The 24,569-nt window shown below is 45.0% G+C and carries 19 protein-coding genes and 1 pseudogene; 17 read left to right on the forward strand and 3 right to left on the reverse strand.

Annotated features, from left to right (window positions below; all coding sequences use genetic code 11):
- The first annotated feature begins 314 nt into the window (after window positions 1–314).
- The 8 genes from SP90_RS01155 (at window position 315) to fliD (ending at window position 11,538) form a co-directional block, all read left to right on the forward strand.
- Window positions 315–983 carry a tetratricopeptide repeat protein gene (locus SP90_RS01155; RefSeq protein ID WP_066851713.1) on the forward strand — a complete coding sequence of 223 codons (669 nt, stop codon included), beginning with the start codon at window positions 315–317 and terminating at the stop codon, window positions 981–983.
- Between the two features lie 606 nt (window positions 984–1,589).
- A complete protein-coding gene (locus tag SP90_RS01160) occupies window positions 1,590–3,170 on the forward strand; it encodes a sigma-54-dependent Fis family transcriptional regulator (RefSeq protein ID WP_066851715.1) in 1,581 nt (526 codons plus the stop codon).
- 209 nt (window positions 3,171–3,379) lie between these two features.
- Window positions 3,380–3,607, forward strand: coding sequence for an anti-sigma factor family protein (locus SP90_RS01165; RefSeq protein WP_066851717.1), 228 nt, complete (start codon window positions 3,380–3,382; stop codon window positions 3,605–3,607).
- A gap of 34 nt (window positions 3,608–3,641) precedes the next feature.
- Window positions 3,642–4,352 carry a flagellar hook assembly protein FlgD gene (locus tag SP90_RS01170; RefSeq protein ID WP_082936232.1) on the forward strand — a complete coding sequence of 237 codons (711 nt, stop codon included), beginning with the start codon at window positions 3,642–3,644 and terminating at the stop codon, window positions 4,350–4,352.
- 126 nt (window positions 4,353–4,478) lie between these two features.
- On the forward strand, window positions 4,479–6,089 hold the full coding sequence (locus tag SP90_RS01175) for a flagellar hook protein FlgE (protein WP_066851719.1): 1,611 nt from the start codon (window positions 4,479–4,481) through the stop codon (window positions 6,087–6,089).
- Window positions 6,090–6,176: 87 nt separating this feature from the next.
- Entirely contained in the window at window positions 6,177–8,222 is a 2,046-nt protein-coding gene (gene flgK / locus SP90_RS01180; protein ID WP_066851721.1) for a flagellar hook-associated protein FlgK, read from the forward strand.
- A gap of 19 nt (window positions 8,223–8,241) precedes the next feature.
- Window positions 8,242–9,768, forward strand: a complete 1,527-nt coding sequence (locus SP90_RS01185; RefSeq protein ID WP_066851723.1) for a flagellin N-terminal helical domain-containing protein — start codon at window positions 8,242–8,244, stop codon at window positions 9,766–9,768.
- A gap of 9 nt (window positions 9,769–9,777) precedes the next feature.
- Window positions 9,778–11,538 (forward strand): flagellar filament capping protein FliD, encoded by a 1,761-nt coding sequence (gene fliD, locus SP90_RS01190; protein ID WP_066851725.1) that lies wholly within the window; start codon window positions 9,778–9,780, stop codon window positions 11,536–11,538.
- Between the two features lie 575 nt (window positions 11,539–12,113).
- Here the strand turns inward: fliD and SP90_RS16890 are convergent.
- From SP90_RS16890 to SP90_RS01200, 3 genes and pseudogenes are all read right to left on the reverse strand, one after another.
- Window positions 12,114–13,487 carry a flagellin gene (locus tag SP90_RS16890; protein ID WP_331710481.1) on the reverse strand — a complete coding sequence of 458 codons (1,374 nt, stop codon included), beginning with the start codon at window positions 13,485–13,487 and terminating at the stop codon, window positions 12,114–12,116.
- A gap of 164 nt (window positions 13,488–13,651) precedes the next feature.
- Window positions 13,652–14,072 (reverse strand): annotated as a pseudogene (locus SP90_RS16765) (flagellin N-terminal helical domain-containing protein); the annotation flags it as partial.
- 257 nt (window positions 14,073–14,329) lie between these two features.
- Window positions 14,330–14,929 carry an RNA polymerase sigma factor gene (locus tag SP90_RS01200; protein WP_066851727.1) on the reverse strand — a complete coding sequence of 200 codons (600 nt, stop codon included), beginning with the start codon at window positions 14,927–14,929 and terminating at the stop codon, window positions 14,330–14,332.
- 285 nt (window positions 14,930–15,214) lie between these two features.
- On the opposite strand from SP90_RS01200, the gene SP90_RS01205 reads away from it, so the two are divergent.
- From SP90_RS01205 to SP90_RS01245, 9 genes are all read left to right on the forward strand, one after another.
- Window positions 15,215–15,934, forward strand: coding sequence for a response regulator transcription factor (locus tag SP90_RS01205; protein ID WP_066851729.1), 720 nt, complete (start codon window positions 15,215–15,217; stop codon window positions 15,932–15,934).
- 350 nt (window positions 15,935–16,284) lie between these two features.
- Complete coding sequence (locus SP90_RS01210; protein ID WP_066851731.1) at window positions 16,285–16,614, forward strand: 4Fe-4S dicluster domain-containing protein; 330 nt, start codon at window positions 16,285–16,287, stop codon at window positions 16,612–16,614.
- Between the two features lie 2 nt (window positions 16,615–16,616).
- Window positions 16,617–17,762, forward strand: coding sequence for a 2-oxoacid:acceptor oxidoreductase subunit alpha (locus SP90_RS01215; protein ID WP_066851733.1), 1,146 nt, complete (start codon window positions 16,617–16,619; stop codon window positions 17,760–17,762).
- Between the two features lie 7 nt (window positions 17,763–17,769).
- Complete coding sequence (locus SP90_RS01220) at window positions 17,770–18,585, forward strand: 2-oxoacid:ferredoxin oxidoreductase subunit beta (protein WP_066851735.1); 816 nt, start codon at window positions 17,770–17,772, stop codon at window positions 18,583–18,585.
- 5 nt (window positions 18,586–18,590) lie between these two features.
- A complete protein-coding gene (locus SP90_RS01225) occupies window positions 18,591–19,217 on the forward strand; it encodes a 2-oxoacid:acceptor oxidoreductase family protein (protein ID WP_066851737.1) in 627 nt (208 codons plus the stop codon).
- A 74-nt stretch (window positions 19,218–19,291) separates the two neighbouring features.
- Window positions 19,292–19,582 (forward strand): hypothetical protein, encoded by a 291-nt coding sequence (locus SP90_RS01230; protein WP_066851738.1) that lies wholly within the window; start codon window positions 19,292–19,294, stop codon window positions 19,580–19,582.
- A 142-nt stretch (window positions 19,583–19,724) separates the two neighbouring features.
- Complete coding sequence (locus tag SP90_RS01235; RefSeq protein WP_066851739.1) at window positions 19,725–20,342, forward strand: TetR/AcrR family transcriptional regulator; 618 nt, start codon at window positions 19,725–19,727, stop codon at window positions 20,340–20,342.
- Between the two features lie 12 nt (window positions 20,343–20,354).
- On the forward strand, window positions 20,355–21,440 hold the full coding sequence (locus tag SP90_RS01240; protein ID WP_066851740.1) for an efflux RND transporter periplasmic adaptor subunit: 1,086 nt from the start codon (window positions 20,355–20,357) through the stop codon (window positions 21,438–21,440).
- A gap of 8 nt (window positions 21,441–21,448) precedes the next feature.
- Window positions 21,449–24,490, forward strand: a complete 3,042-nt coding sequence (locus tag SP90_RS01245; RefSeq protein WP_066851741.1) for an efflux RND transporter permease subunit — start codon at window positions 21,449–21,451, stop codon at window positions 24,488–24,490.
- The last annotated feature ends 79 nt before the right edge of the window (window positions 24,491–24,569 follow it).

Here is a 24,569-nt window from a genome sequence, read left to right on the forward strand (position 1 = left end):
CGGGAAAAGCCTGTTTAACGGGGCCTACCGAGTGGTATGTGATTTCTGTACTGCGGGAGTACAGGGATTGTCAGAATCTGGTCATCCTATGCTTATGTAAGCATACTATATTGTACAATTGCTACAAATACCTCTTTGATACGCAAACTGCAAGGTACTCAACGCTGACAGGCAAAGCGCATAATATCGCAGAAAATAATGAACAACATACATTGAGAAGTTATAGCATAGAATTGGTTTTGACAATTTCGTCATATGGGATTACAAAATAGGCGTTTTTTCAAATAGATACTGAGAACAGTTCAGGAGTGAATATGGTTAAGCAAAATGACTCGCATTCCCCGTTACTGGTAGACTCTCTGCAGCAGAATATTTCAAAGGAAGCTGCACCGTTACTTAATTTTGTTCTTAGGCATAGCAAAGCTATTGCCCTTGGACTGGTTGTTTTGGTTGGAGCCATGGCAGGTTTCGGTATCTATAATTATATGCATGAACAGAAAATTGCTCATGCGCAGGAACGGTTGGGTGAGCTGGCAGTAAGTGCATCTACAGAGTCCCAGTTGAAGGCATTGAAGACGTTTGTTGCAACTGTACCTGCACAGGTTCAACCTGCAGGTTTGCTGGCATTGGCCAAAGCCTCTTTGCGTGTCAAAGACTATGCTTCAGCTGTTGATGCATGGGGTAAGCTGCAGTCTTTGAATGTGGAAGGAATGCATGATCTGGCAGGACTGGGTAAGGCTGACGCGTATGCCCGCATGGGCGATTACAAGAAGGCACAAGAAGTGCTCACGGCAATGCTTCCAGATGCCTCAGAAGCCTATGTGCTTCCTGCCAAACATCAACTAGCACTTATGGCAGAGCAAAGCGGAGATATGAAAACGTCTTTAATGTTATACAAGGAGCTTGAGGAAGCTGTTCCTGAAGCTAATAAAGCCTTTTATACTCGAAAAGTTGCTTTGTTGACTGGCAAGTTGAAAGATTAGCAATAATTGCCAGTGGTAAGTGAACTAAAAGAGTATTACTAGCATACGTTAGTGTTTTGAACTGGTTGCTATAATAGCAGATGGTGTTCACAAATATATTTTTGTTTTTACGGAAACATTGGTGTTGTTGGTGTCAGCCATCGAAGCGGGGTTGACCTTGTGTTGGCTGCTGAGTAAGAGATGCAAACGCTTATGATGTAGTTGCCTGCTTTGGGCGTGAGTAAATGTTTATTACAGGCTTGCGGTTAAAGTGTGGCATGTCAGCCAAGCGATACATGATACAAAATTTTCGGCAGCATTCCTTGGGGCTGACATAACTATGAGTACATCATTTTTACGTGTAAAAAATACCGTGTCTTCTTTCTTTCAATTGATATGATAGACTTGCGGTGTAGCGAATATGTAAAACTGACATACAGTAGTTAGGTCTTGTCCCGGGAGTGTACCGGTAACTATATGCGCGAACGAAGCATGCCACCATGCATGTTTTGTATGAAGCAGATATAACCTTTGTCTGCCTAGCTATATGATAATTGTTGAACCCGTTCCGGAGTGCTGTTCTACACACGACAGCTGGGCATAACCGGAACTTAGGAATCAAATTACATGAGTGTTACTACGTTACAGGACGACAAACTGCAGCCTTATATGGGAACCCTACAGAGCATTGTTTCTGAGCTTGGTTCTCAAAAGCCATTTCAGTCAACGCTGAAATCTCTATTGCAGACTTTGTCTGAAAACCACAATTTCAGAAGACCACATATCGTGATCTTCGATCCGGAAACCCGCACCCTTAAGCTGACTCTTGCACATGGTCTTGAGTCCGAAGATTCTATTGAATACGAGCCGGGGGTAGGTGTAACCGGACAGGTATTTACTACCGGTACTCCGGTGATTGTTCCTCGCATGAAGGAACATCCTGCATTCTTGAACAAAGCATTCGGGCGTACTGATGAAGAGCTGGCTGAGCTGGCATTTATTTGTGTACCTATCGCCATTCCGGGCAGGGAAGGTGATGCTGGCGAAGTTATCGGTACATTAAGTGTTGATTTGCCAAGTGACACCGCTGAAAGCCTTGAAGGGCAGACTCGTTTTCTTGAAGTTGTTGCAGGTATGGTTGCAAACCATGCCACATACTTGCAGGAAGAAATTGCACGTCAAAACCACATGATGGCTCAAGGCATCAATGGTGGGGAACTTTCAGATGCGGATGCAGCATCTGCCAATATTATTGTAGCGTCCAAGTCTATGAAGCTTGTGCTGAATCAGGTTTCACAGGTCGGACCAAGCCGTGCTACTGCATTGCTCCGTGGTGAATCAGGTACCGGTAAGGAACTCCTTGCAGAGGCTATTCATCAGGCAAGTCCTCGTCGTGATAATCCGCTTATTAAACTGAATTGTGCTGCGTTGCCGTCTGAACTCGTTGAAAGCGAATTGTTTGGTTACCAGAAAGGCGCATTTACAGGCGCTGTTCAGGATAAGAAAGGTCTGTTTGAGCTTGCAAATAACGGAACACTTTTCCTTGATGAAGTAGGCGAGTTAAGCCCAACTGCGCAGGCAAAAGTTCTGCGCGCTATTCAGGAACAGGAAATTCAGCGGTTGGGCAGTGAAAAAACACTGTCTGTAGACGTACGACTTATCTGCGCAACGCATCGTCCGCTAGAAGAGCTTGTAGAAAAAGGCGAGTTTCGCGAAGACCTTTACTACCGTATTAATGTTTTCCCTGTATTTATTCCGCCGCTTCGCGAGCGCCGTGAAGATATTCTGCCGTTGTCTGAACATTTCTTGTCAACATATGCAGAAGAGTATGAACGAAACATTAAGCGTATTTCTACTCCGGCTATCGATCTGTTGATGCAGTACCACTGGCCGGGAAACATCCGTGAATTGAAAAACTGCATTGAACGTGCAGTTCTGGTGTGTGATGAGCAGGTTATCCGTACCTATCATCTCCCACCTTCTTTGCAGACTGCTGAAAGTACTGCCACTGACTCTAACCTTTCTTTTTGTGAAGCTGTGGCAAAGTTTGAACAGGAACTTCTGGTTGATGCTCTTAAGAAAGCCAGAGGTAATATGCTGCAGGCCGCACGAGACCTACGTGTTAGTTACCGTATTGTTAACTATAAAGTTAAGAAGTATGGGATTGATGCAAAGAAATTTGCTGTAGCACGTGGTCGTACACGTTAGTAGCTACACAAAAATAGTAAGAAGAGAAAAAGAGCCGTAGGAATACGGCTCTTTTTTTGTGCCTAACGTATTGTTTTTGAAATGTTTTAAGAAAAAGGGTTTCTTTGTAAAGCCTTCTTTAGATAACTTTAGATATCATTAATGGATAAAAGGTGACCCTCCCCCCGTACCAATAGGTGAACATGCCAAGAAGAAAGGAGTGTTTGGAAATGAAACCGAAAAAATCTTCAACATGGCTTGAATTGGTCTACGGCGGGAACATTGAAGAAGGGTTATCCACAAGCAAGGAAGCTTGTCCCGGACACAATGATGTCGCCGCTTATCTCGACAAGAAGCTTCCCATAGCGCGAAGAAAGGAAGTGGAAGGACACATGGCATCATGCCGTGAATGTCGTTCCGAAGTTCTCGAGCTCAGAAGAATCCTGTCATCCTGTTAACCGCACGTCACTAATCTCAAGGAGGAGAAAACACATGCCAGTATCTACTACACAATATCTTAACTCAACGTACTCTCGGGACATGGAAGCCAGAAAGCCTAAAAGTAATCTTGGTAAAGATGATTTTATGAAGCTGTTAACAACGCAGATGGCAAACCAGAACCCGTTGAAACCGACAGATGATGCTCAGATGCTGGGACAGTTGGCTCAATTCTCCTCTCTTGAACAGCTTACTACATTGAATAGCACTGCCAAGACATCCAATACCGCTCTTGGCGCTATCAATGTAACAAGCTCTGTAAACTACATCGGAAAATCTGTGGTTGCCGGTGGTGACAAAATCCATAAAGGCAGCGCAGGTTGCAGCCCTGTGTACTACAAACTCTCTGAAAATGTCGCCAGTGTTAAGGCGCATATTTACGACGCTTCTAAACGTATTGTTGATACCGCTGTTCTTTCTGGTACCGGCGAAGGTGAACATACTTTCACATGGGATGGCGTGAATGCAAAAGGCTCATTACCGGAAGGGCAGTACTCTGTCGGCTTCGAAGCTCGCGATAAAAATGGCAAACTGATCAAAGTTGGCGCGAAAGTTGCTGGTAAGGTGACAGGTGTTACCTCCAAGGAAGGAAAGACCGTTCTGGAGCTTGAAGGTGGCCGATCTGTGAATCTCGTTGATATCCAGCGTGTAGAGGCCTCTAAAGAGGTTGATGAGCCGGAAGAAGGCGAAAGCGCAGAGAGTTAATACTCAATAATACTAGATGATAATGTTAAGGCGGCTGCATTTTTTTCCCCTGTCGCCTTAATAAAAAAAACAAAATTATAGGCAAAAATTACCTACAAAAAATTTACTGCTTCCAGGGAGGCAATCATGAGCGTTATGGGATCTATGTACACAGGCATTTCCGGACTTGATACACACTCTCAGCGTATGTCTGTTCTCGGCAACAACATTGCAAACGTGAGCACCGTCGGCTTTAAGAGCGGTACAGTTCAGTTTGAAGACCTTTTTTACTCAAGTCGTTCTCTCGGTGCTTCCGTAGGTCAGGTTGGTCACGGTTCTCGTGTTTCTTCAATTTATCAGGATTTCAAACAGGGTGCGTATGAAAGTTCAGGCTCTGTAACTGACGTCGCTGTAGGTGGCCGCGGTTTCTTGCTGGTGAACGATCCTGCAAATGGCTCTAAGTATTTCACCCGTGCTGGTAACTTCAAATTTGATAAAGAGGGCTTTCTCGTTAACCCTCAGGGGCTTCGTGTGCAAGGTTGGGCTGCTGGAGACAGCGATGTTTCCCTTACAAAGGGCGCAATTGGCGATCTTAAATTAGACTCTTTTCAGTCTGAGCCTAAAGAAACGACTAAGATGTCCATGTCACTCAACTTGTCAAAGAATGCTGTAAACAAAGCAACTCCAGCAACAGCAGGTACGCCTACAAACGGTACAGACTATTTCGCACTGTTTTCTTCATGGAATGGCCAAAATACAACGCCGTTGGGTGATGACAAGTATTCTTACCAGAAGACAATGAATGTTTTTGATAAAACAGGCTCTGCTCACGAAGTTACAGTATATTTCGATAAAGCTAAGACTGTTAGCGGAAAAGATACTTGGGAATATATTGTAACTTGTGATCCAAGTGAAGATGGTCGTCCTGCTGTTGCAACAGGTAAAAAAGCAAAAGGGCTTTTAATGGCTGGCACCATTAGCTTTAGCTCCACTGGCGCAATGGAAAATATGTCGGCGTACACATACGATGATGGTGGTGCAGGGGCGACTGTTGGTACAGATGATCCAGACGCGAAGGCAAGCTGGAAGGCTGCTCCACTCAGTGCAGATGGCTTTCCTATGTTCACAGCTAACTTTGCCAAATTGACTGGTATGAACGATACGAACGATACCAACGCAGCGGGTGAACTCCCTGAGCATATTGCTCTTGACTTTGGTTTTGGATCCAAAAAAGCCACTCGTGTATTTGAAAATGCTACTCATACTATGGCAGCGGTTGAAACCACAGGTGCTAACCTCGCAAATATTGCTACAACCGATATTAACAAAACCAAAAAAGCTGCAACCTCATACGATCTTGCATCTACAACTCACAGTATGGAGCAGGATGGTTACGCTGCAGGCTTCCTGCAGGATGTTAATATTGATAGAAATGGCGTACTTTCTGGCCGCTACTCAAATGGTCGTAAAGAAAAACTTTTTGTTCTCGGCATGGCAGACTTTGCTAACCAGCAGGGGTTAACCATGCAGGGTGGCAACTTGTTCACTCAAAGCTCCACATCCGGTCAGGCTATTATTGGTACAGCTAACTCAGGCCGTTTAGGCAAAATCTCTTCAAGCACTTTGGAACTGTCCAACGTAGATTTAGCTCGCCAGATGGTTCGATTGATTACAACTCAACGTGGTTATCAGTCTAACTCCAAGGTGATTACAACTTCTGACGAGATGCTTCAGGAAGCGATTAAGCTTAAGCGATAGTTGGTGACTTGATGTGCCGCTGCTGAGACGCAGTAGCGGCTTTAGGAATGTAGCGGCACACCCGGCCTGTTAAGAGGAGCACACAGAATGTCTATTTATGATCTTATGTCTATCGGTAACAATGCAATGATGAATGCCAAGCTTGGCATCAATGTTACCAGTAACAATATCGCTAACGCTGACACCAAAGGATACTCGCGTACACGAGTTAATTACGCAACGCAGTCCCCGATTATGCGTAACAACTTGCAGTTTGGAACTGGCGCAACCGCTGTAGATATTAAACGGTTTTATAACTATTTTATTGAACAGCAATACTTGTCTTCAAACGGACAGCAGCAGTTCTGGAATGCGAAAGCAGAAACTTTGTATAGTGTTGAGTCTCTTTTTAAGCAAGGTGATAAGAATTATGGACTTTCTGCTGCGCTTGATAAGTACTTCACTAGCTGGAATGCGTTGACTCAGGATGCAGATAGTTCTGCATACCGCATGGAGTTAAAAGAGTATTCAAATACTCTGACGACTATGTTGCATAACATGGAAGCATCACTAGTTCAGGAGCAGCATGCGACAGACACCGCTATCGAACTTGGTGTTGCTGATGCGAATAAGTTGATGAAAGATGTTGCTGAGTTAAATAAAAGTATCATGGCTCAGCCGGAAAACTTGGTGCTCAAAGATCAGCGCGACCAGAAAGTACGTAAACTTGGTGAGCTTCTTCCTATTAAATCTTTGCATCAGACTGACGGCTCTTTTTCTATTGTGACTCAGGCTGGACAGACCTTGGTAGATGGGACAGAAGCCTTTGAGCTTGTCCAGAAAGGCCCGGAGGCAACTGCTGAACTTACTACTAGTTCAGGTTTTAAGGGAGGCATTGCATTTGAAGGCCAAGGCTCAAAAGAACTTAAGGTTGAAATGACAGCCGCTGGTGCTATTGGTACCGCAACCTTTAGAGTATCCACCGATGGTGGTAAGACATGGTTAGCCGATGAAAACGGTGTTGAGCGTTCGTTTACAGCGGGTGATGTTGATAATAAAGTTAAGATAGACGGTGTTTCTATTTGGTTTACTGGTTCCGCTCCGGCTACAAACTTATCAAATGGTGACGGCTTTAATATTGTTCCTAAGAATGGATTGTACTGGAAGAAAACTACAGCGCACCTTGTAAATATCACGCCTTTAGGTGGGTATGGTAACGAAGAAGGTCGCTTGAGTGGTGGACGTCTTGGTGGCTTGCTCGCAGCACGTGACAGCGGGATTGCAACCTATAGAGAGCGGATGAATGCTTTTACAAAAGAGCTTATCTGGCAGACAAACTACCAGCATTCACAAGGTGCCGGCCTTGAGCACTACGAAGAAACTACCAGCACAAATATAGTTACAGATCCTGCGGTAGCATTGAATAAAACAACATTACCATATGCTGACAAGATTAAAGCTGGAACGCTGCGTTTTCAGGCATATACCCCGCAGGGTGCACCGGATGGAGCTAAATTTGAGGTCGCAGTAACCCCTGGCATGACGTTAACTCAGCTTGTTACAGCTATTAATGGTGCTCCTACAGGGCCAACAGCGAAGCTTACGGCATCAATTGAAGGTGGTCACCTAAAAATTAAATCAAAAGCAGCAGATACAAGTTTTGAATTTGCTGGAGATACATCAGGTGTTCTTGCAGCGCTCGGAGTCAATACTTTCTTTAGCGGCTCAAATAACGCAGACATTGCTCTTGATGCAAGAATAGCAAGTGACCCTAATCGTATTAACGGAGCTGTGGTTAACGGGCTCGGCCTTGTAAACCAAGGTGACAATACTAACGCTTTGGCAATGCATGCTATTATGAACAAATCTGTCCGGTTGGATACAATTCATACGAATACATCCAGAACGTTTTCCGGCCATCTCAGTTCAATGACTGCATTAGTTGGTGCAGACATGGACGGCGCTTCCCGCAATAAGGTTTATAACCAGACTGTCACAAAAGACCTTGAAAAACGTCAGCAGTCAGAAGCTGGTGTCAACATGGATGAAGAGCTTACCAACCTCTCAAAGTATAAAAGCAACTTTGATGCGGCTTCAAAATTAATTACCACTGCAAATCAGATGATGGATATTATTCTTAAGCTCAAAGCTTAGTGAATGAAGGAGAATTACAATGCGTATCGCACGTAGCATGATATACACACAGTCCCTGAATGGTTCCAATAGCGCAATGAGCGATATCCTTCGCTTAAATGAGCAGGCAGGCAGCCAGAAGAAGATTAACCGTCCATCTGATGACCCAAGTGGTGCAGCAATGGTTTTGAGTCTTCAATCTCATATTAACTCTCTGGCACAGTATGATGAAAACATTAACAGTGCTAAAGGCTGGCTTGATACTGCTAACGAACAGCTTGGAACAATCAGTAAGACTATTACGAAAATTCAAGAATTAGCAAACCAGGGTTCAACTGGTACTGTAACTGACAAGCAACGAGCTCTCATTGCAACAGAGCTTCGTGAACTTCAAGTTCAGCTGATTGGTCTTACTAACGGTGATTATGCAGGGAACTCTTTGTTTGCTGGTGCTTCAATTGATAAACCGGCGTACAAAGTAGGTTTAGGGGCGACGGTTAAGAACGCTGAGCAGTCTCTTATCCATAGCATCAATGGAGATGCAAAAAAGAGTATTGCGGTTAAATTTGATACTCTTACAGCTACACAAACCGTTGGTGCTGCGGCTATTCCGTTGAAATACTCAGAAGATGGCGGAAACACATGGAAAGATGCTACCATTCCTGCTGGTGCTGGGCCGGAAATTTCTGTTCAGCTTGGCGGTGCTGAAGTTAACTTTACTGTTGGTAAAGATATTAATCAGGACACAAGCACGGTTATAAGACCAGCTGCTGTTTATACCGGTTCAATTGATGGTGAAGCTAAAGCTCGTTATTATGGTGCCAACACAGGTTTGAATCCAGTACCGGTCGGTGTATTTACAAGTCCAGTTGCGGTTCGGATTGAGCAAGATGTTTCAATCGCAGGAACAACCCCTGCCCCGACTCCTCCCACACCAGCTATTGGTAATGTTGAGTTTTCATATAGTCTTGACAATGGTGAAACATGGATTCGTGGCGATGCTTCAAGCGACGCGTTTTTGAATATCCCAGGTGGACAGCTTAATCTGGGCGGAACAGGCACTTTAAGGGCTGGAGAGCAGTTCTTGGTAAACCCGATTGATTCAGCAATCCGAGTTGAAATCAGTAAAGGAACCAAAGTTCAGGTAAACAGCATTGGAGCTAATTTCTTCGGTGGGATTTACCGAGATAAGGTTACTGGTGCCACAGGTCCAGTTGATGGTGTGCCTGCAGAAAAAAATATTTTTGAAGTTGTTGGAAACCTTATAGCTTCTTTAGAAATGGACGATCAGGAAGGTGTAAAGAAGTGTCTAGGAGACATTAAGAAGGCTAATGAGCACATTACTACCGAAACCGGTGTGCTTGGCGGACGTCAAAATCGTCTGAAATTTGCTTCTGAAGCTCACTCGAATAGTAAAATGTCAACTACGACACGAATTTCAACCATTCAGGACGTGGATGTGACCGCGTTGTCAACCCAATCAGAACGAGCTCAATATATTTATAAAACAGTGCTGGCAACAAGCGCTAAGGTTATGAATATGAGTTTGCTTGATTACATGAAGTAGAGGTGACACATGTCTGATTACTGGTCTGGACAAAAAGTGTATGCAGGTTTCGCAACGAAGACTGATTTTAACTCAATTATTGATGCTACTGTAAAGCAGGAAAAGTATCGTTACAATCAGCTTTCGAAGCAAAAAGAAGAAATTAATTTTAAAAAGGAACAGTTGACTGGTCTGAATCGCACTCTTTTGACATACAAAACAGAGCTTGCGAAAATGGACACAGTTGATGAATTCCTTGTGAAAAAAGCAACTTCGTCAAAGACTGACGTGGTAGGCACAAAGGTTTCTGCTGGTGCTGCTGATGGAGTACACAGGCTTGATGTAAAAGAGCTTGCAACTGTGGCTAGTACAACCTCCAATGAGCTTAATGAGGTTGTTCATACAGGTGCTGATACAGATATGACCTTTGACTATGACGGTACCACGTATACTGTAAACGTCAAACAGGACATGACTGCAAAGGAATTAGCTAGCGCTATTACAGCAGCATCTGGTGGAAAGATTAAAGCCTCTATGATTGACCTTGGCCATGATTCAAAGTTCAAGGTGCAGTTACGAGGAATGGATCTTGGTGCAGGGCACAACATTACGTTGTCAACAGAGTTAGAAACAGTCTTGAAAGGAACGGAGCCAGCCGTTGCGCTTTCTTCTGAAGCGTCTAAAAATTCAAGATTTATTCTTGATGGTATAGAACTTCAGCGAAGCACAAACACTATCAGTGATGCAACTGATGGGATTACCTACAGCCTGAATAGCATAGAAGATGGCGTAGTTGTAACTGTTGAAACAGACTTTGATGCGATTGTTGCAAATGTTGAGAAGTTTGTTAAGCTGACAAATGAGCTGCGTAGTGGAATTGCGCTTGTACAGAACTATAAGAATGAAGAGCTCGACAAGAAAAATGTTAACTATAGCTTGAAGTCGAGCACACAGATCAGAAGTGTTAAAAGTGAGCTGTCGAATATTCTGGTGACTGAAGCAGCAGGGTTAGAAAATAGTTCATATGCTTCGCTTTCTCAAATTGGTATCCGTACTAATTTCTTGTCTGGCTCAAAAGATATGGGTAAGTTGCAGTTTGATAAAAATGAGCCCATATTGAAGTTAACAATAAAATTACAATCAGGGGTCAAACTTCCTACTACAACATTTATGGATGTTCTTAAGGCTGACCCGGAAGGCGTAGCAAAGTTATTTACAGCTTCTGGTGAAGGAACGAGTAGTGACAGTTCTGTCCTTGATTATCAGAGTAGTTTGTATAGCTTTGGAATCACAAAACCCGGAACATACAAGATCGAATATGATAGTGCAGATCTGCCTACTACTGGCCCTGAGAGCATAGTATCGATGCAGGTTAATGGAACCACTCGTTCTGTTAAGTATAACCCTGCAACAGGTGACGCGACTATTGATGAGGGGCAGGGGGACGGACAGGGTCTTGCTTTTAAAGTGAGGGATACTTCTGCTGGTACCCATTCTGCTACAATTTCTATTCAAGAAGGGCTAATCCAAACGACTAAGAAGGCCTTGGATAGAATTACGGCGGACAAAACAGGTACATTTGAGGTTGTGATAGATAGGTATACTGAGCAGCTTACTGACCCTGTATATGGTCTGGATAAAAAGATGGCAGATGAGCTTGCTCGAGTGAAAGCGCTTGAGAAAAGGCTAATTGCTAAATATGCGAAGACAGAAAAGACGCTGTCAACGTATCAGAATATCCAAAAGATGCTGGACTTTCAGCTTAAGAGTCAGGTTGCTGAAAAGAAATAGAAATGACTCGTTTTCTAAGGTGGTACTATGTACCACCTTTTTTTATGCCCTAAAAACAAGGAGTCATTGGAGGCAATAAGCGAGGCAGTTGTTTATTGATTGTGAGTGACATATTCTTATTAATTAGCATACAAGAGATGGATTGAGTGTTTTGTTCTGCCCGTGCTGCTTAATGAGGAGAAGTTTTTTCTGTGCTTTAGGATTGGCGAGTTTATTTATCTGGTAATAAGCTTACTTTCTTTCGAAAAGTTGTAGCTGACCTTATAGTAACACTATAGATGAAGAACATTGTTTTTGTGCAGTTGTTAGATGTAGCGTCTACGAAGTGATGGAAAATAGTGTTGTGCTAATTGCGGTGTGGGTAAAACGTTTTCCCTTAGCAAGCTGGTGGGCGGGGAGTAGGTATTGAGTGAGAGAGTGGGAAGACTGAATTGCAAACGGTGCTTAAGATCCTTAGGCAGATTTTGTATCGTGCTCTATGTTTTATGCAAAGTAATTCGAACGGTGGGGCTCAATACAAAAATCCCCTGCCTCTTTCGAGACAGGGGATAATTGTATTATGGCTTGTGTTCTTACTAGCCGAGGAGTTTCTGAGCCATTTTTGGCAGGTTGTTTGCCTGAGCAAGCATAGAAACTGCAGCGTTAGCAAGGATCTGCTGTTTGTTGAATTCAGTCATTTCTGTCGCAACGTTTACGTCAGAGATACGAGATTCAGCAGACTTAAGGTTTTCTTTCTGAATAGAGATGTTCTCGATTGTTGCAGAGAGGCGGTTCTGAGTAGAACCGATCTGAGCACGAATCGCATCTTTTTTGCTGATAGCGATAGTCAGGTTCTCAAGAGCTTTTTTAGCATTTTCCTGAGTCAAGATGTTATCGCCAGCTTCCTGACCAACACCAAGGGACTTAGCAGTCGCCATGTTGATTTCAGTGTCGTAACCGTCAGTTTTGCTGCTGCTTGAGCCAAAGTGTACGTTTACTACAACCAGATCTTCGGATTCAACTTTCAGCTGAGTAGAAGATTTCTGTGCGTTAACACCAGTCATCATGTCAATGCTGAGGCCGTGATCTGTTTTAGTTATTGTGAAACGACCACCGGAGTTCTCAGAGATGGTATCACGAACTTTTTTGCCATCACCGTATTCAGCAGTAATACGGAATTTTTTAGCGTCGTCGAGGATGTTAACAGTGTCGCCTGTGTTAGCGCCAAGTGCTACTTCCTGCCAAGTGTTGCTGGCTTCATCGTAAGTTTCGATTTTGAAGTCGCTAACTGGTGTTTTTTCAGTGCCGTAGGAGTTTTTCAAAGTGGACTCAACAGCTTTGAGGTCATCACCTGAGATTTCGCCAGTTCTAGCGTTGTGAGAGAGCTCTGCTTTTGCACCAGCAAGTGTTGCAGAGTTGTCTTCGTAGTAAGTAACTGCATCTGTAGTAACAGTAATACCAGATTTTGCAGTGTGTTCAAATGTTTTTGAAGCTGCAACTTCAGATTTGATCTGGATTGCTGCAGTGGAGTCAACTGTACCATCACCAACGGTAACAGTGGTGCCAGCAGCGTTAATAGACAACTGGAAGTTACTGGTGTGCTCAGAGAAAGTTTCACGGAGTACACTACCATCTGCCTGCTCTACACTAATTCGAACGCTGCCACCAAAGTTTGCTGCAGTAGTAGTAAGGCTAGCTGTAACATCATCCCATTTGTTGGTACCAGCGTTCCACTGTTCCGCAACAACTTTACCTTTTTCAGTACCTGTGTAGGCGACGTCAGCCATTGTGGAGGTAGTAAGTGCAGTGCCAGTAAGGTTTTTCACTTCACCAGTTTTGGTGTCGATTTCGCCAGTACCAGCTACGTTGTCAAAGGTGTTAACTACAGTAGCCAATCCAGAGCGGGATACGTAAGTAGCAGTACCTGCAGCAGCAGTTTTACCGAACTTTACAACACCTTCTGCGTCCATTGCGCCGTTTTGAGTTGCAGCGCCACCAAATGCAGCTGATTCGCCACGTACTTCCTGGTTTCTCCAAGTTTCCTGATGGCCAACTGTGTCAACTTTAACAGCTTCTTCAGAACGTGCCGCATCGTCCTGTGCAACACTCTGCTCAACTTTAACGTCCTGGCCAGTACCAGCGAGAAGCTTTTTGCTGTTGAAATCTGTATCAGAAGCGATACGAGTGATTTCGTCAGCCATGAGCTGGTATTCCTGGTTGATCATTTTACGCTGAGCATCGGTGTAAGTACCGGTTGATGCCTGTTCAGCGAGCTCTTTCATGCGGATAAGCTTAGCGTCGATTACGCCGAGAGCGCCGTCAGCAGTCTGAATCATGGAGATACCGTCGTTTGCGTTACGAGCACCCTGATTAAGAGCTGCGATGTCTGCACGCATGAGTTCGCGAATCGCGAGGCCAGCTGCGTCATCGGAAGCGGAGCTAACACGAAGGCCGGAAGAAAGACGCTGGGTGGATTTGCCCAGTTTACCGTAGTGGGATGTAAGGTTACGGTTAACGTTTTCGGCCATCAAGTTGTTGTTGATTGTCATGGACATAATAACTTCCTCCGTGAAGATATTGAATAATGATTTTGTATTTGGCTCTCATCCATGAGCGCCGTGTTACATATCTAATCGTCGACGGTGGAAAAAGGTTTACAAAAAAAATAGTTTTTTTTGCTTTTCTTTGTTTTTTTTAAATAAGTCCTTTATAAACAGGTTGTTACGGTTTGGCCTGAAATAGATAAAAGCTCCCGTTTTGCTAAACGGGAGCTTAAAATAGCTACGTAATGTTTTTGCGCACTTTAATTTTCTTAATGGAACATGCTTGCGCGGAGCTTCTGAAGGGCAGTGTGGTGAATGCTTCTGACGGTCTGTGGATGGATGTCGAGCTTTTTGGCAGCTTCTATAGCTGTAAGGTCTTCACCGTAGAGGCACTGGAGCACGCTTTTTTGTCTTGTAGAAAGAACATGCATAGGCAGTTCCGGTAAGTCGAGTAGGTTTGTCATCTCAGCTTGAAGTTCTTCGTGCTCTTCAATTGCATCATATAAATAGGTACGGTCTGTACGCATAAAATCAATTGCTGCACTTCGGGAAACAACAGCGAGCCATGTTTTAAGAGAACCGCGGGTGCTGTCCCAGTTGTCCAGAAGCTTGTACTCGGACTTAACGAGTCTGAAAAAGATATCCTGAATGATATCTTCAGCTGAACTGGCAGATGCGCCATGATGCTTCAGAGTCCAGCAAACGGCATGGCGGATAACTGTGCTGTATTCGGCTACAAAGCGGTTCCATGCTTTTGCATTCCCTTCAAGGCACAGAGCAACAAGGTGCTCATCACTCGCATGTGTGCTTGCAGGAGCAGGGCATTGAGCCGGGACATGAGCGCGTTCTGTAAGAGTAGTAGTTTCCATATAAACCTCCAAGTGTGTGCTTTTCCAGAAGGCGGCGGAAAAAGTTGCCACACGGAGAGGTGATTTTTCGATTTGTAATAAGTAAAGCATAGAGCATGCCAACTAGGCTAAACCTTATGCTTTCTTCTTTGAGAATATTTCTTTAGAACTCCTGAACAACATTTATGGTGCGTTAATGCCTATATATAATGTTGCACGACCAGCATGCCTTTGGGTTGGCATTGTATTTGTATTAATACTAGGCAGAAGGCGGGTGTCGGAAAAAAATGCCCACAAGGACTAAATATGTACTCTTTGTTGTTAGTTGATCCAGATAATGAAACGTGTAGCACCTATGCTCAGGTGCTGAGAGATGAACGTTTTACATGCACAGTATGTAAGAGCGCTGCAGAAGTTGCCGCGTTGGAAATGACCGGTGCGTACGATCTGCTGATAATGGAGATGGATTTGCCGGATGCGAATGGGTTTGACTTTATTGCTTCTTTGCGTAGCCAGTCTCAGATTCCCATCGTCGTGTTGTCATCACGGTCAGATATTATTGATAAGATTGTTGCGCTTGAGATGGGTGCAGACGATTTTATGCTTAAGCCTATTGTAGAGAGGGAATTACTTGCCCGTATCCGCAGCTTGTTGCGCCGGAGCCGGACAAAATATGTGGGCTCTGTTTCTCGCAGCCGCATGTTTGTGTTTGATGGTGTCGAGATTGATACAAGTGCTCGTCTGGTGCGCCGGAACGGCGAAAGCCTTGGTCTGACGCAGGTTGAATACGTTATTTTAGAGATGCTTATCGACGCTGCAGGCCAGACTGTTTCGCGCGATTTAATTTCGCTGAAGGCTCTGGGGAAAGAACTTGCTCCGTATGATCGCAGTATCGATGTGCATATTAGTAAGCTGCGCAAAAAACTTGGAGCTGTCAGCGACAGGGCAGAGCGTATTGTTACTGTGCGGGGAGTGGGATATTTTTACAGTATGCCGAAGGATGAAAAGGCCGTCGGAATGGCATAACGATGCCTGATGATTTTTTCCAATGTGCTTCTATATATAATGTTAGAATAATGTTTGTAAGCTGAAGATGCTGATCTTCAGCTTTTTTGTTTTTTATGGGGATAATGATTGAAAAATCAAACACTAAAAACGAAAAGTTTGATTGTATAACAATATATTATTACTGACAAAATGGGCGGAATTGTCTTGCAGTGAATGAAAGCAGCATGTAACAGCCTAAGTAAGTATTTTGCAAAATTTGCTGAATATGTTTTCTGAACTTCAGGTTCCTCCTTGTCTACTTTGATTGACAGGGAGCTTGGTTTCACCGGTGGCAACGCCACCACAATTTACAGGTGTCCGGTGCGGCAATGCCAAAGAAGAATAAAGGCCAAACTCTTGTATGTGTGTACCCGGATTGGTGTAAAGGATGCGGACTGTGCGTCGCATTTTGTCCGGGAAAGGTTCTTCAACTTAATGCACTAGGTAAGGCGGAGGTGGTTCAGCCGGAAGAGTGTATTAACTGTGGTTTTTGTGAACTTCACTGTCCCGATTTTGCGATTGCGGTCAGACCGAAAGTTACTGGAAACGGTGTGCATTGTAGAACTAGTTGTGAGCCGGGTGAAACTGGCGGAGCTGGAAAAACAAGCGAACCTTGCGAATCAGAGAAAACTCCTCAAAAAGCAGCTGCAGAGGGTTAGGTATGGCTCACAGAAGGCGTAGAAAAAGAAAGGAAATTTTTGCTCAAGGCAACGAGGCTGTTGCTCAAGGAGCATTACTGGCTGGGTGCACATTTTATGCGGGATACCCTATTACACCGTCTACAGAGATAATGGAGATAATGGCGCAACGCCTTCCAAGGACTGAAGACGGTGTTTTTTTACAGATGGAAGATGAAATTGCCAGCATGGGCGCAGCCATTGGTGCATCCCTGACTGGCCGGAAGGCTATGACAGCCACATCCGGACCGGGCTTTTCTCTTAAGCAGGAGCTTATTGGTTATGCCTGCATGGTAGAAGCTCCAATGGTTATAGTTAACGTTATGCGAGGGGGGCCTAGTACTGGTCTGCCGACATCTCCAGCGCAGGGCGATGTTCAGATGGCCCGCTGGGGAACACACGGTGATCACCCGATCATCGTTCTCTCTGCTTCGACCGTGCCGGAATGTCTGGAAATGACTGTTGTGGCGTTTAACATGGCAGAGAAGTACCGCACACCGGTGATTCTTCTCATCGATGAAGTAACAGCACACACACGGGAAAAAATTTCCATACCGTTTGAGGATGAGCTGGAAGTATTGTCCCGCATGCAGCCGGCTGTTCCACCAGAATGGTTCAAGCCGTATGCTGAAGCTGCACGCGGAGTGCCTGCCATGGCAGCAATAGGTCAGGGGTACCGGTGCCATGTGACCGGACTCACACATGACCAGATGGGATATCCTACTTCCCGTCCTGATGAAGTGAATGAATTTATGACGCGGTTGTTCCGTAAAATCGACAATTATTACCATGACGTACTCATTGTGGATGAGTATCAGCTTGAAGACGCAGAATATGCTGTTGTTGCGTATGGGTGCGTTGCACGTTCTGCACACCATGCTGTTGATCAGGCAAGAGCCCGCGGGCATAAAGTGGGACTGTTAACCTTGAAAACGTTGTTCCCGTTTGCCCGTCCTGCTGTTGAAAAACTCTGCATGCAGTGTGAACATATTCTGGTTCCGGAAATGAATATGGGGCAGATATCTCGTGAGGTTAAGCGCGTAAATAACGGGCGCACACGCATCCGCACGTTAAATCGTGTGGACGGCCAGATCATTACTCCATCTGAAATTCTTAAAGCAATATTGTAGGTGTGACATGTCTGACGTTACAAAACTTATCCACGAATATTTGCGGCATAATAAGAAGTTTCCGCATGTGTTCTGCGCCGGATGCGGGCATGGTATTGTTCTTGGCTCTCTAGTGCGTAGTGTGCATGCGTTGCAGCTTCAAAAGGATAACGTGGTCATTGTCGCCGGTATTGGCTGTTCCGGTCGTATGGCAGCGTATGTAGATTTTAATACCGTTCATACAGCGCATGGACGAGCATTGACTTTTGCTACCGGTATCAAAATGGCAAATCCTGAATTGAATGTTATCTGTGTGATGGGAGACGGCGACGCTCTTTCAATTGGCGGAAACCACCTTATTCATGCAGCACGTAGAAATATAGGCGTAACCGCGCTGGTTCTCAATAACCAGATTTACGGGATGACAGGCGGGCAGTGTTCTCCGGCAACGCCACAGGGTGATATGTCCATGACATCTCCATTCGGCTCTCTTGAGCAGCCTTTTGATACTGTGGAGCTTGCTAAAGCAGCAGGCGCAAACTTTGTAGCACGCAGCACTTCTTTCCATGCAAATCAGCTTGATAAGCTTATGCAGCAGGCGATTGTTCATCCCGGGTTTTCGGTGCTTGAAGCGTTGTCGCCATGCCCGACACAATACGGACGTAAAAATAAATTCCGTAATGTGGTCGATATGTATAACTGGCTCAAGAAAAACACTGTTAAAGTGGAAAAACAAAAAGAGGGTGACACCCGTATTCCTACAGGTGTTTTTCAGAATTTGGACAGACCGGGGCTTGAAGAGAGGTATGTTGAGCTGCGCCAGTCCCTGCAGGCAGAGGAGTAACGCACATGAAAGAGCTACAGCATATTGAGCGTTTTGAAATCCGTCTGTCCGGCACTGGTGGACAAGGGTTAATTACACTTGGACGTGTGTTAGGGCACTCGCTTGCTCTTGGGCATGGGTATAATGTGACACAGACTCAGAGTTACGGGCCGGAAGCGCGTGGCGGCTCCAGTCGGGCTGATGTGGTAATCAGCAGTTCAGCAATCAGTTTTCCAAAAACAGAGAATCTGGATTTGCTGATAGCGCTGTCCCAACCTGCATGTAATGCCTACTATCGTTTCTTAAAACGGGGTGGTGTGTTATTAGTTGATTCAGAGCTAGTACAGCATGCACCGACAAACCAGTTTATCGGATTGCCGTTTACTAAACTTGCTAAAGATAAAATTGGTAATGAACTGACATTAAATACAATTGTTCTTGGTGCAGTGACGCATCTGCTTTCTTTTGCAGAGCCTCGTATCATGCGAAAGTCATTGGAAGAGATTTTGCCGCCTAAAATTCAGGCGCTGAATATCAAAGCATTTAACCTTGGTCTGCGTGAAGCGAAACGGCATCTCGGAGATGCTCCTATGATATGGCAGACAGCTGCGGAAAACGGGGTTGAAGAAGAGATGGAAGGATTTGAAGATTAGCCTCTTCTATTTTCTTGCACCAAAGTCGATAGCGTAGTACCCAAGCTCAATATTTCTAGATCACGAGGAGTAGCATGAGCAGTACAATTGAAGAACTCACTATTAACTATGAAGAGGGTGGTCACCTTGTTGTAAAAGAACTTGATAAAGAAGTTCTGACAAAAGGTGCATGGACTACCATCATTTTCCGTTACCAGCAGTGGGATAATAAAAAAGATGACTACGGGCCGGAGAAGTACATGATTAAGCGTTACCGCAAGATGAATGGCGAGTACCGTGCTCAGTCTAAATTTAATATCTCCAGTCCGGATCAGGCTAGAAAGATCATTGCTACACTTACCAAGTGGCTCGATGATACTGAATAGTCTTTGATCTTGATCCGTATCTACTTGCTCCCGCAGATTTTTTCTGCGGGAGTTTTTTATTTGCATTGAATTTATTCAAAATTTATGGAAAAACGCAGTATCTAAATAATGAATCAATATTCATAGAGTGAATGAGGAATATATGAGCGCAAATTCTAGCCCCCTTTCCCGTAAAGAACGCGAGAAAGAGCAGCATAGAAAGGATATAATGGATGCCGCTATGCGGTTGTTTGCAGAGCAAGGTTTTCACGCTGTTTCCATGCAGGAAATTGCGGCGGAAGCAGAGTTCGCCACTGGAACATTATATAAATTTTTTCCAGGGAAACGCGAGTTGTTTCGGGCTATTATGCTGGATGTTATCGCAGATATAACAAGCGAACTTCGTCCTGTGTGGGATAGCGCAGAAGATCCGCTTGAGATTATTTTTAAGTTTCTACATGCGAGACGGACGGCGTTTAGAAAACGGTATGAATATATCCGCCTGTATAACATGGTGGGCAATGGTTTTGGCTCATCGGGGGATGAGATTGTTGACGGGTTGATTGCGGAACGTCGGCAGGAAGTAGAGAAAAATTTAAAAAAACAGTTCACACGGGGCGTTGAACAGGGGCTTTTTAAGCCTGTAAATGTGGATGTTCTTGCCCGTCTGTTTGAAGATTTTTGTCAGACTATTATTCGAAGTGAAGCCAGCCGTGGTGAGTTTGATGATGAGACTGTTTCGTCCATAAAGGATCTGTTTCTTAATGGAATACTAGCATAGCAGGGTGTACGTATGTTTCGAAAAGCAGGGATAATTACACTGTGTCTTGTCGCGTTGCTGACAGGGTGCAAGGAAGAGGAAGTGGTGGAAGTTGTGCGGCCGGTAAAGGCAATGAAAATAGAGCCGGCAGCACAGGTTGCAACGAGAATTTTTCCGGGAAAAGTTGAAGCAACATCAGAGGTTGCTTTGGCTTTTCGCGTGAGTGGTCAGCTTACACACTATCCGGTGACAATGGGGCAGTATGTTGAAACGGGCAGCTTAATAGCTGAGCTGGATACCACAGACTATAAAATTCAGGTTCGGGGACTAGAAGCACAGTTGTTTGGCGCAGAGGCTGCACTTAAAGAAGCTTATTTAAGCTATACCCGCTACAGTAAACTCTTCGCAGAAAATAATGCTGCAAAAGCGTCATACGATCAGGCCGAGGCTACCTATAAAACAACCGAAGCTAAAGTAAAATCACTCACTGAGCAGTTGAATAAAGCTAAGACTGACCTAGCTTATACATCACTCAGAGCACCGTTTAGCGGATATATTTCAGCTAAGTATATGGACAACTACCAGACCATTCAGTCAGGGCAGCCTGTTGTAAAACTTCAGGATATCGACATGCTGGAGGTTACTGTCGGGCTTCCGGATAATCTTGTGATTCGTCAGAACGACTTACAGAATATTACTGTACAGCTTGAAGCATTCCCGGACAGACAGATCGAAGCGCAAGTTAAAGAATTGGCACTTGATGCAGAAGCTGAAACTCGTACGTATCCTTTAACTGTGCAGTTCAGACGCCCTGAGGATGTGAACTTCTTGCCGGGGATGGCAGCAAATGTGACCTTGCACTTTGCAGAGCGGGGAATGAGTGCGCATTATGTTCTGCCAGAAACAGCAGTTGTAGCCAATTCTGAAGGACTGTCGACTGTATGGGTGTATGATAAAGCTACCTCTTCTGTTGAACGCCGTCCAGTCTCGCTTGGGCAAGTTTTCTCCAGCGGTATTGAAGTGGTAGATGGTTTGAAGCAAGGGGAATGGGTTGTTACAGCGGGCGCACACTATCTTTCCTCCGGCCAGAAAGTTCGTCTGGCTGATTCCGGTAAGTAGGTTGCCCCATGAACTTAGCAGAATTATCCATTAAAAAGCGCGCGATAACCCAGTTTATTGTACTGCTTCTTTTTCTGGCGGGGGCGTATTCCTACTTTCAGATGGGTAAACTGGAGGACCCGGAATTTACCCTGAAAACTGCCATTGTTATCACGCAGTACCCGGGCGCCAGTACTATTCAGGTTGAAGAAGAAGTTACTGATGTGCTTGAAACTGCTATTCAGCAGATGGAAAGCTTAAAGCATGTGCGCTCCATGTCCCGTCCTGGATTATCGGTTGTGTGGGTCGATATTCAGGAGAGCAAGAGAGCGCGCGAGCTACCGCAAATCTGGGATGACTTACGTAAGAAAATTCGTGACGTTTCATCCACGTTGCCTCCTGGAGTAAAGCCGTCCATGGTCAGGGATGACTTTGGCGATGTGTACGGTGTGTTTCTTACCGTTACCAGTGATGGCTTTTCGTATGCTGAGTTGAAAGATCAGGTAGATGAGCTCCGCAAAGAATTGCTGCTGGTAAAAAACGTGGCAAAAGTCGAAATCTGGGGCGAGCAACGAGAGTGCATTTACGTGGATATGTCCAGCACCTCCCTTGCAGAACGAGGCATTCCGCCAGCGGCGGTGTTCAATGCGCTGGATAAACAGAACCTTGTTGTTGACTCCGGTAATATCAATCTAGGTCGCGAACGTGTCCGTCTTGCTGTAAACGGTGAGTTTAACAGCGTTGAGGCTGTGGGTAACTTGATTGTCAGCCGTGGTGCTTCGGACAAGATGGTTCTTCTGCGTGACATTGCCACCATTCGCAAAGGGTATATCGAGCCTGTAACAAAGCAGATGCGGTTCAATGGGCGGCCTTCGCTGGGGCTTGCTGCCTCTACCGTATCCGGTGGTAACGTGATCGAAATGGGTGAAGCTGTGAAGGCTCGTATTGCAGAGTTAAAACAGTTTTTACCTGTGGGTATGGAAATCTCCGTGGTCGCAATGCAGTCGGATCTTGTTCAGAAGTCTATTGACGAATTTATGATGAATCTCGGGGCGGCTCTGCTTATTGTAGTGGCTTTGCTCTTTCTCTTTATGGGTGTGCGGAGCGGTATGCTCATTGGATTGGGATTGTTGCTGACCATTGCAACAACCTTCCTTGTCATGCGTATGCTTCATGTTGACTTGCAGCGAATTTCACTTGGTGCACTCATTATTGCATTGGGGATGCTGGTAGATAATGCCATTGTTGTTACTGAGAGCATGCTGATTAAGCTCCAGCTTGGAAAAAGCAGGATGGATGCTGCAAAGGAAACGTATTCAGAAACCGCATGGCCGTTGCTTGGCGCAACAATCGTTGCCGCGCTGGCGTTTTTACCCGTGTACCTTGCAGACAACAATACTGGAGAATTTTGTGAATCACTCTTTGTTGTTGTAGGAGTCTCACTGTTGGTAAGCTGGCTGCTTGCTATGACAGTGTCTGCATTATGGTGCTATATCGGGTTGAAAGTTCCAGAGAATTTGCAAGGAAAAGACCCGTACGCGGGTATATTCTTTACTACTTATAAAAAGATGCTTGATTTCTGCATCCGCTTTCGCTGGGTAACACTTGCTGTGATGGGGGCGTTGCTGGTTACGGCGGTTGTAAACTTCAAATATGTTGATAAGACGTTTTTTCCAGAATCAAGACGTCCGCAGCTTATTGTAGACTACTGGTTGCCTGAGGGGACGAATGTTGATGTTGTTTCGGACGATTTGCGAAAGCTTGAGCGTACATTACTCAACTTTTCTGCAATCGAAGGGGTAGCTTCATTTGTAGGTGGAGGCGGAACGCGCTTTTATCTTTCCTTGGAACCGGAGTTTACGAATTCCTCATACGGACAGTTGATTCTGAATATTAATGATCCTGAACGACTGGATGAGACCATCCATTTTGTTCAGAAAGAGCTGGATGACAACTTCCTGTATGCAGAGCCAAGGGTTCGGAAATTCCCGTTGGGGGCTGCGTCGAAGTTTAAAGTTGAAGCTCGTTTCAGAGGGCCGGACAGAAAGGTTCTGCATGATCTTGCTGAAAAGGCAAAATTGATTATGCGCGCTGAGCCTACTGCAAAAGATGTCCGCGATGACTGGCGTCAGCCGGTAAAAGTTATCGAGGCGGAGTACTCTCAGGCGCGCGGACTTCGTGTAGGTGTTACACGTGAAGATGTGGCGCTGGCTATGAAGCGCGGGTATGATGGAGTACCTATGGGCGTATATCGTGAGGGTAACAAACTGCTTCCGATTATTATGCGTCCGCCTGCCAATGAGCGTCATCGGTTAGAAGATATGCGCATGCTTCAGGTGTATAATAAAAAATCACCGCAAGGTGTGCCGATGGGGCAGTTAGTTTCTGATGTGACCACCACATGGGAAGAATCTACAATCCGAAGACGTGATCATCAGCGCACAATCACAGTGCAATGTGACCCACGAGTTGGAACAGCTGAAACATTACGAAGGAAAGTTAAACCTGCAATTGAAGCGCTGGTGTTGCCAGCAGGGTACACGCTTGAATGGGGTGGAGACTGGGATAAATCCAATGAATCCCGTTCATATGTAGCCAAAGGGCTTCCTGTCACCTTCCTCGTCATGGCGCTTGTAGTTGTTATGTTGTTTAACGCCTATCGTCAGCCGTTGATAATTGCTTTGACGGTTCCGTTATCTATCATTGGTGTCACCAGTGGCCTGCTGATTACAGGTCAACCTTTCGGGTTCTTGGCGTTGTTAGGTTTCCTGTCATTGTCAGGGATGCTCATTAAGAACGCGGTAATTCTGATTGACCAAATAGATGCTGAAATTACAGGTGGTAAAGAGCCATATGCGGCTGTACTGGAGTCATCTGTCAGTCGTATTCGTCCTGTCCTGATGGCGGCAATGTCTACGGTGCTTGGTATGCTTCCACTTGTTATTGACCGGTTCTGGGCTTCAATGGCGGTGACTATTTGTTTCGGCCTTACCTTCGCAACTGTGCTCACACTAGTTGTTGTTCCGGTTTTGTATACGCTCTTCTTTAAGATCAAGCGAATGCCTCAATAAAAAAAGAAAAGGGCTGCTCACTAGCGTGAGCAGCCNGCAGCCCTTTTGCATTATGCGTGGGAGAAGTATGAGGGTTTAG

Source organism: Halodesulfovibrio spirochaetisodalis, from assembly GCF_001672295.1.
GTDB lineage: Bacteria > Desulfobacterota > Desulfovibrionia > Desulfovibrionales > Desulfovibrionaceae > Halodesulfovibrio > Halodesulfovibrio spirochaetisodalis.

Excerpts from the sequence above, each read along its gene's own strand:
- SP90_RS01155 (WP_066851713.1), top strand. The coding sequence starts at position 315 with ATGGTTAAGCAAAATGACTCGCATTCCCCGTTACTGGTAGACTCTCTG.
- SP90_RS01160 (WP_066851715.1), top strand. The coding sequence starts at position 1,590 with ATGAGTGTTACTACGTTACAGGACGACAAACTGCAGCCTTATATGGGA.
- SP90_RS01165 (WP_066851717.1), top strand. The coding sequence starts at position 3,380 with ATGAAACCGAAAAAATCTTCAACATGGCTTGAATTGGTCTACGGCGGG.
- SP90_RS01170 (WP_082936232.1), top strand. The coding sequence starts at position 3,642 with ATGCCAGTATCTACTACACAATATCTTAACTCAACGTACTCTCGGGAC.
- SP90_RS01175 (WP_066851719.1), top strand. The coding sequence starts at position 4,479 with ATGAGCGTTATGGGATCTATGTACACAGGCATTTCCGGACTTGATACA.
- flgK (WP_066851721.1), top strand. The coding sequence starts at position 6,177 with ATGTCTATTTATGATCTTATGTCTATCGGTAACAATGCAATGATGAAT.
- SP90_RS01185 (WP_066851723.1), top strand. The coding sequence starts at position 8,242 with ATGCGTATCGCACGTAGCATGATATACACACAGTCCCTGAATGGTTCC.
- fliD (WP_066851725.1), top strand. The coding sequence starts at position 9,778 with ATGTCTGATTACTGGTCTGGACAAAAAGTGTATGCAGGTTTCGCAACG.
- SP90_RS16890 (WP_331710481.1), bottom strand. The coding sequence starts at position 13,487 with ATGGACGCAGAAGGTGTTGTAAAGTTCGGTAAAACTGCTGCTGCAGGT.
- SP90_RS01200 (WP_066851727.1), bottom strand. The coding sequence starts at position 14,929 with ATGGAAACTACTACTCTTACAGAACGCGCTCATGTCCCGGCTCAATGC.
- SP90_RS01205 (WP_066851729.1), top strand. The coding sequence starts at position 15,215 with ATGTACTCTTTGTTGTTAGTTGATCCAGATAATGAAACGTGTAGCACC.
- SP90_RS01210 (WP_066851731.1), top strand. The coding sequence starts at position 16,285 with ATGCCAAAGAAGAATAAAGGCCAAACTCTTGTATGTGTGTACCCGGAT.
- SP90_RS01215 (WP_066851733.1), top strand. The coding sequence starts at position 16,617 with ATGGCTCACAGAAGGCGTAGAAAAAGAAAGGAAATTTTTGCTCAAGGC.
- SP90_RS01220 (WP_066851735.1), top strand. The coding sequence starts at position 17,770 with ATGTCTGACGTTACAAAACTTATCCACGAATATTTGCGGCATAATAAG.
- SP90_RS01225 (WP_066851737.1), top strand. The coding sequence starts at position 18,591 with ATGAAAGAGCTACAGCATATTGAGCGTTTTGAAATCCGTCTGTCCGGC.
- SP90_RS01230 (WP_066851738.1), top strand. The coding sequence starts at position 19,292 with ATGAGCAGTACAATTGAAGAACTCACTATTAACTATGAAGAGGGTGGT.
- SP90_RS01235 (WP_066851739.1), top strand. The coding sequence starts at position 19,725 with ATGAGCGCAAATTCTAGCCCCCTTTCCCGTAAAGAACGCGAGAAAGAG.
- SP90_RS01240 (WP_066851740.1), top strand. The coding sequence starts at position 20,355 with ATGTTTCGAAAAGCAGGGATAATTACACTGTGTCTTGTCGCGTTGCTG.
- SP90_RS01245 (WP_066851741.1), top strand. The coding sequence starts at position 21,449 with ATGAACTTAGCAGAATTATCCATTAAAAAGCGCGCGATAACCCAGTTT.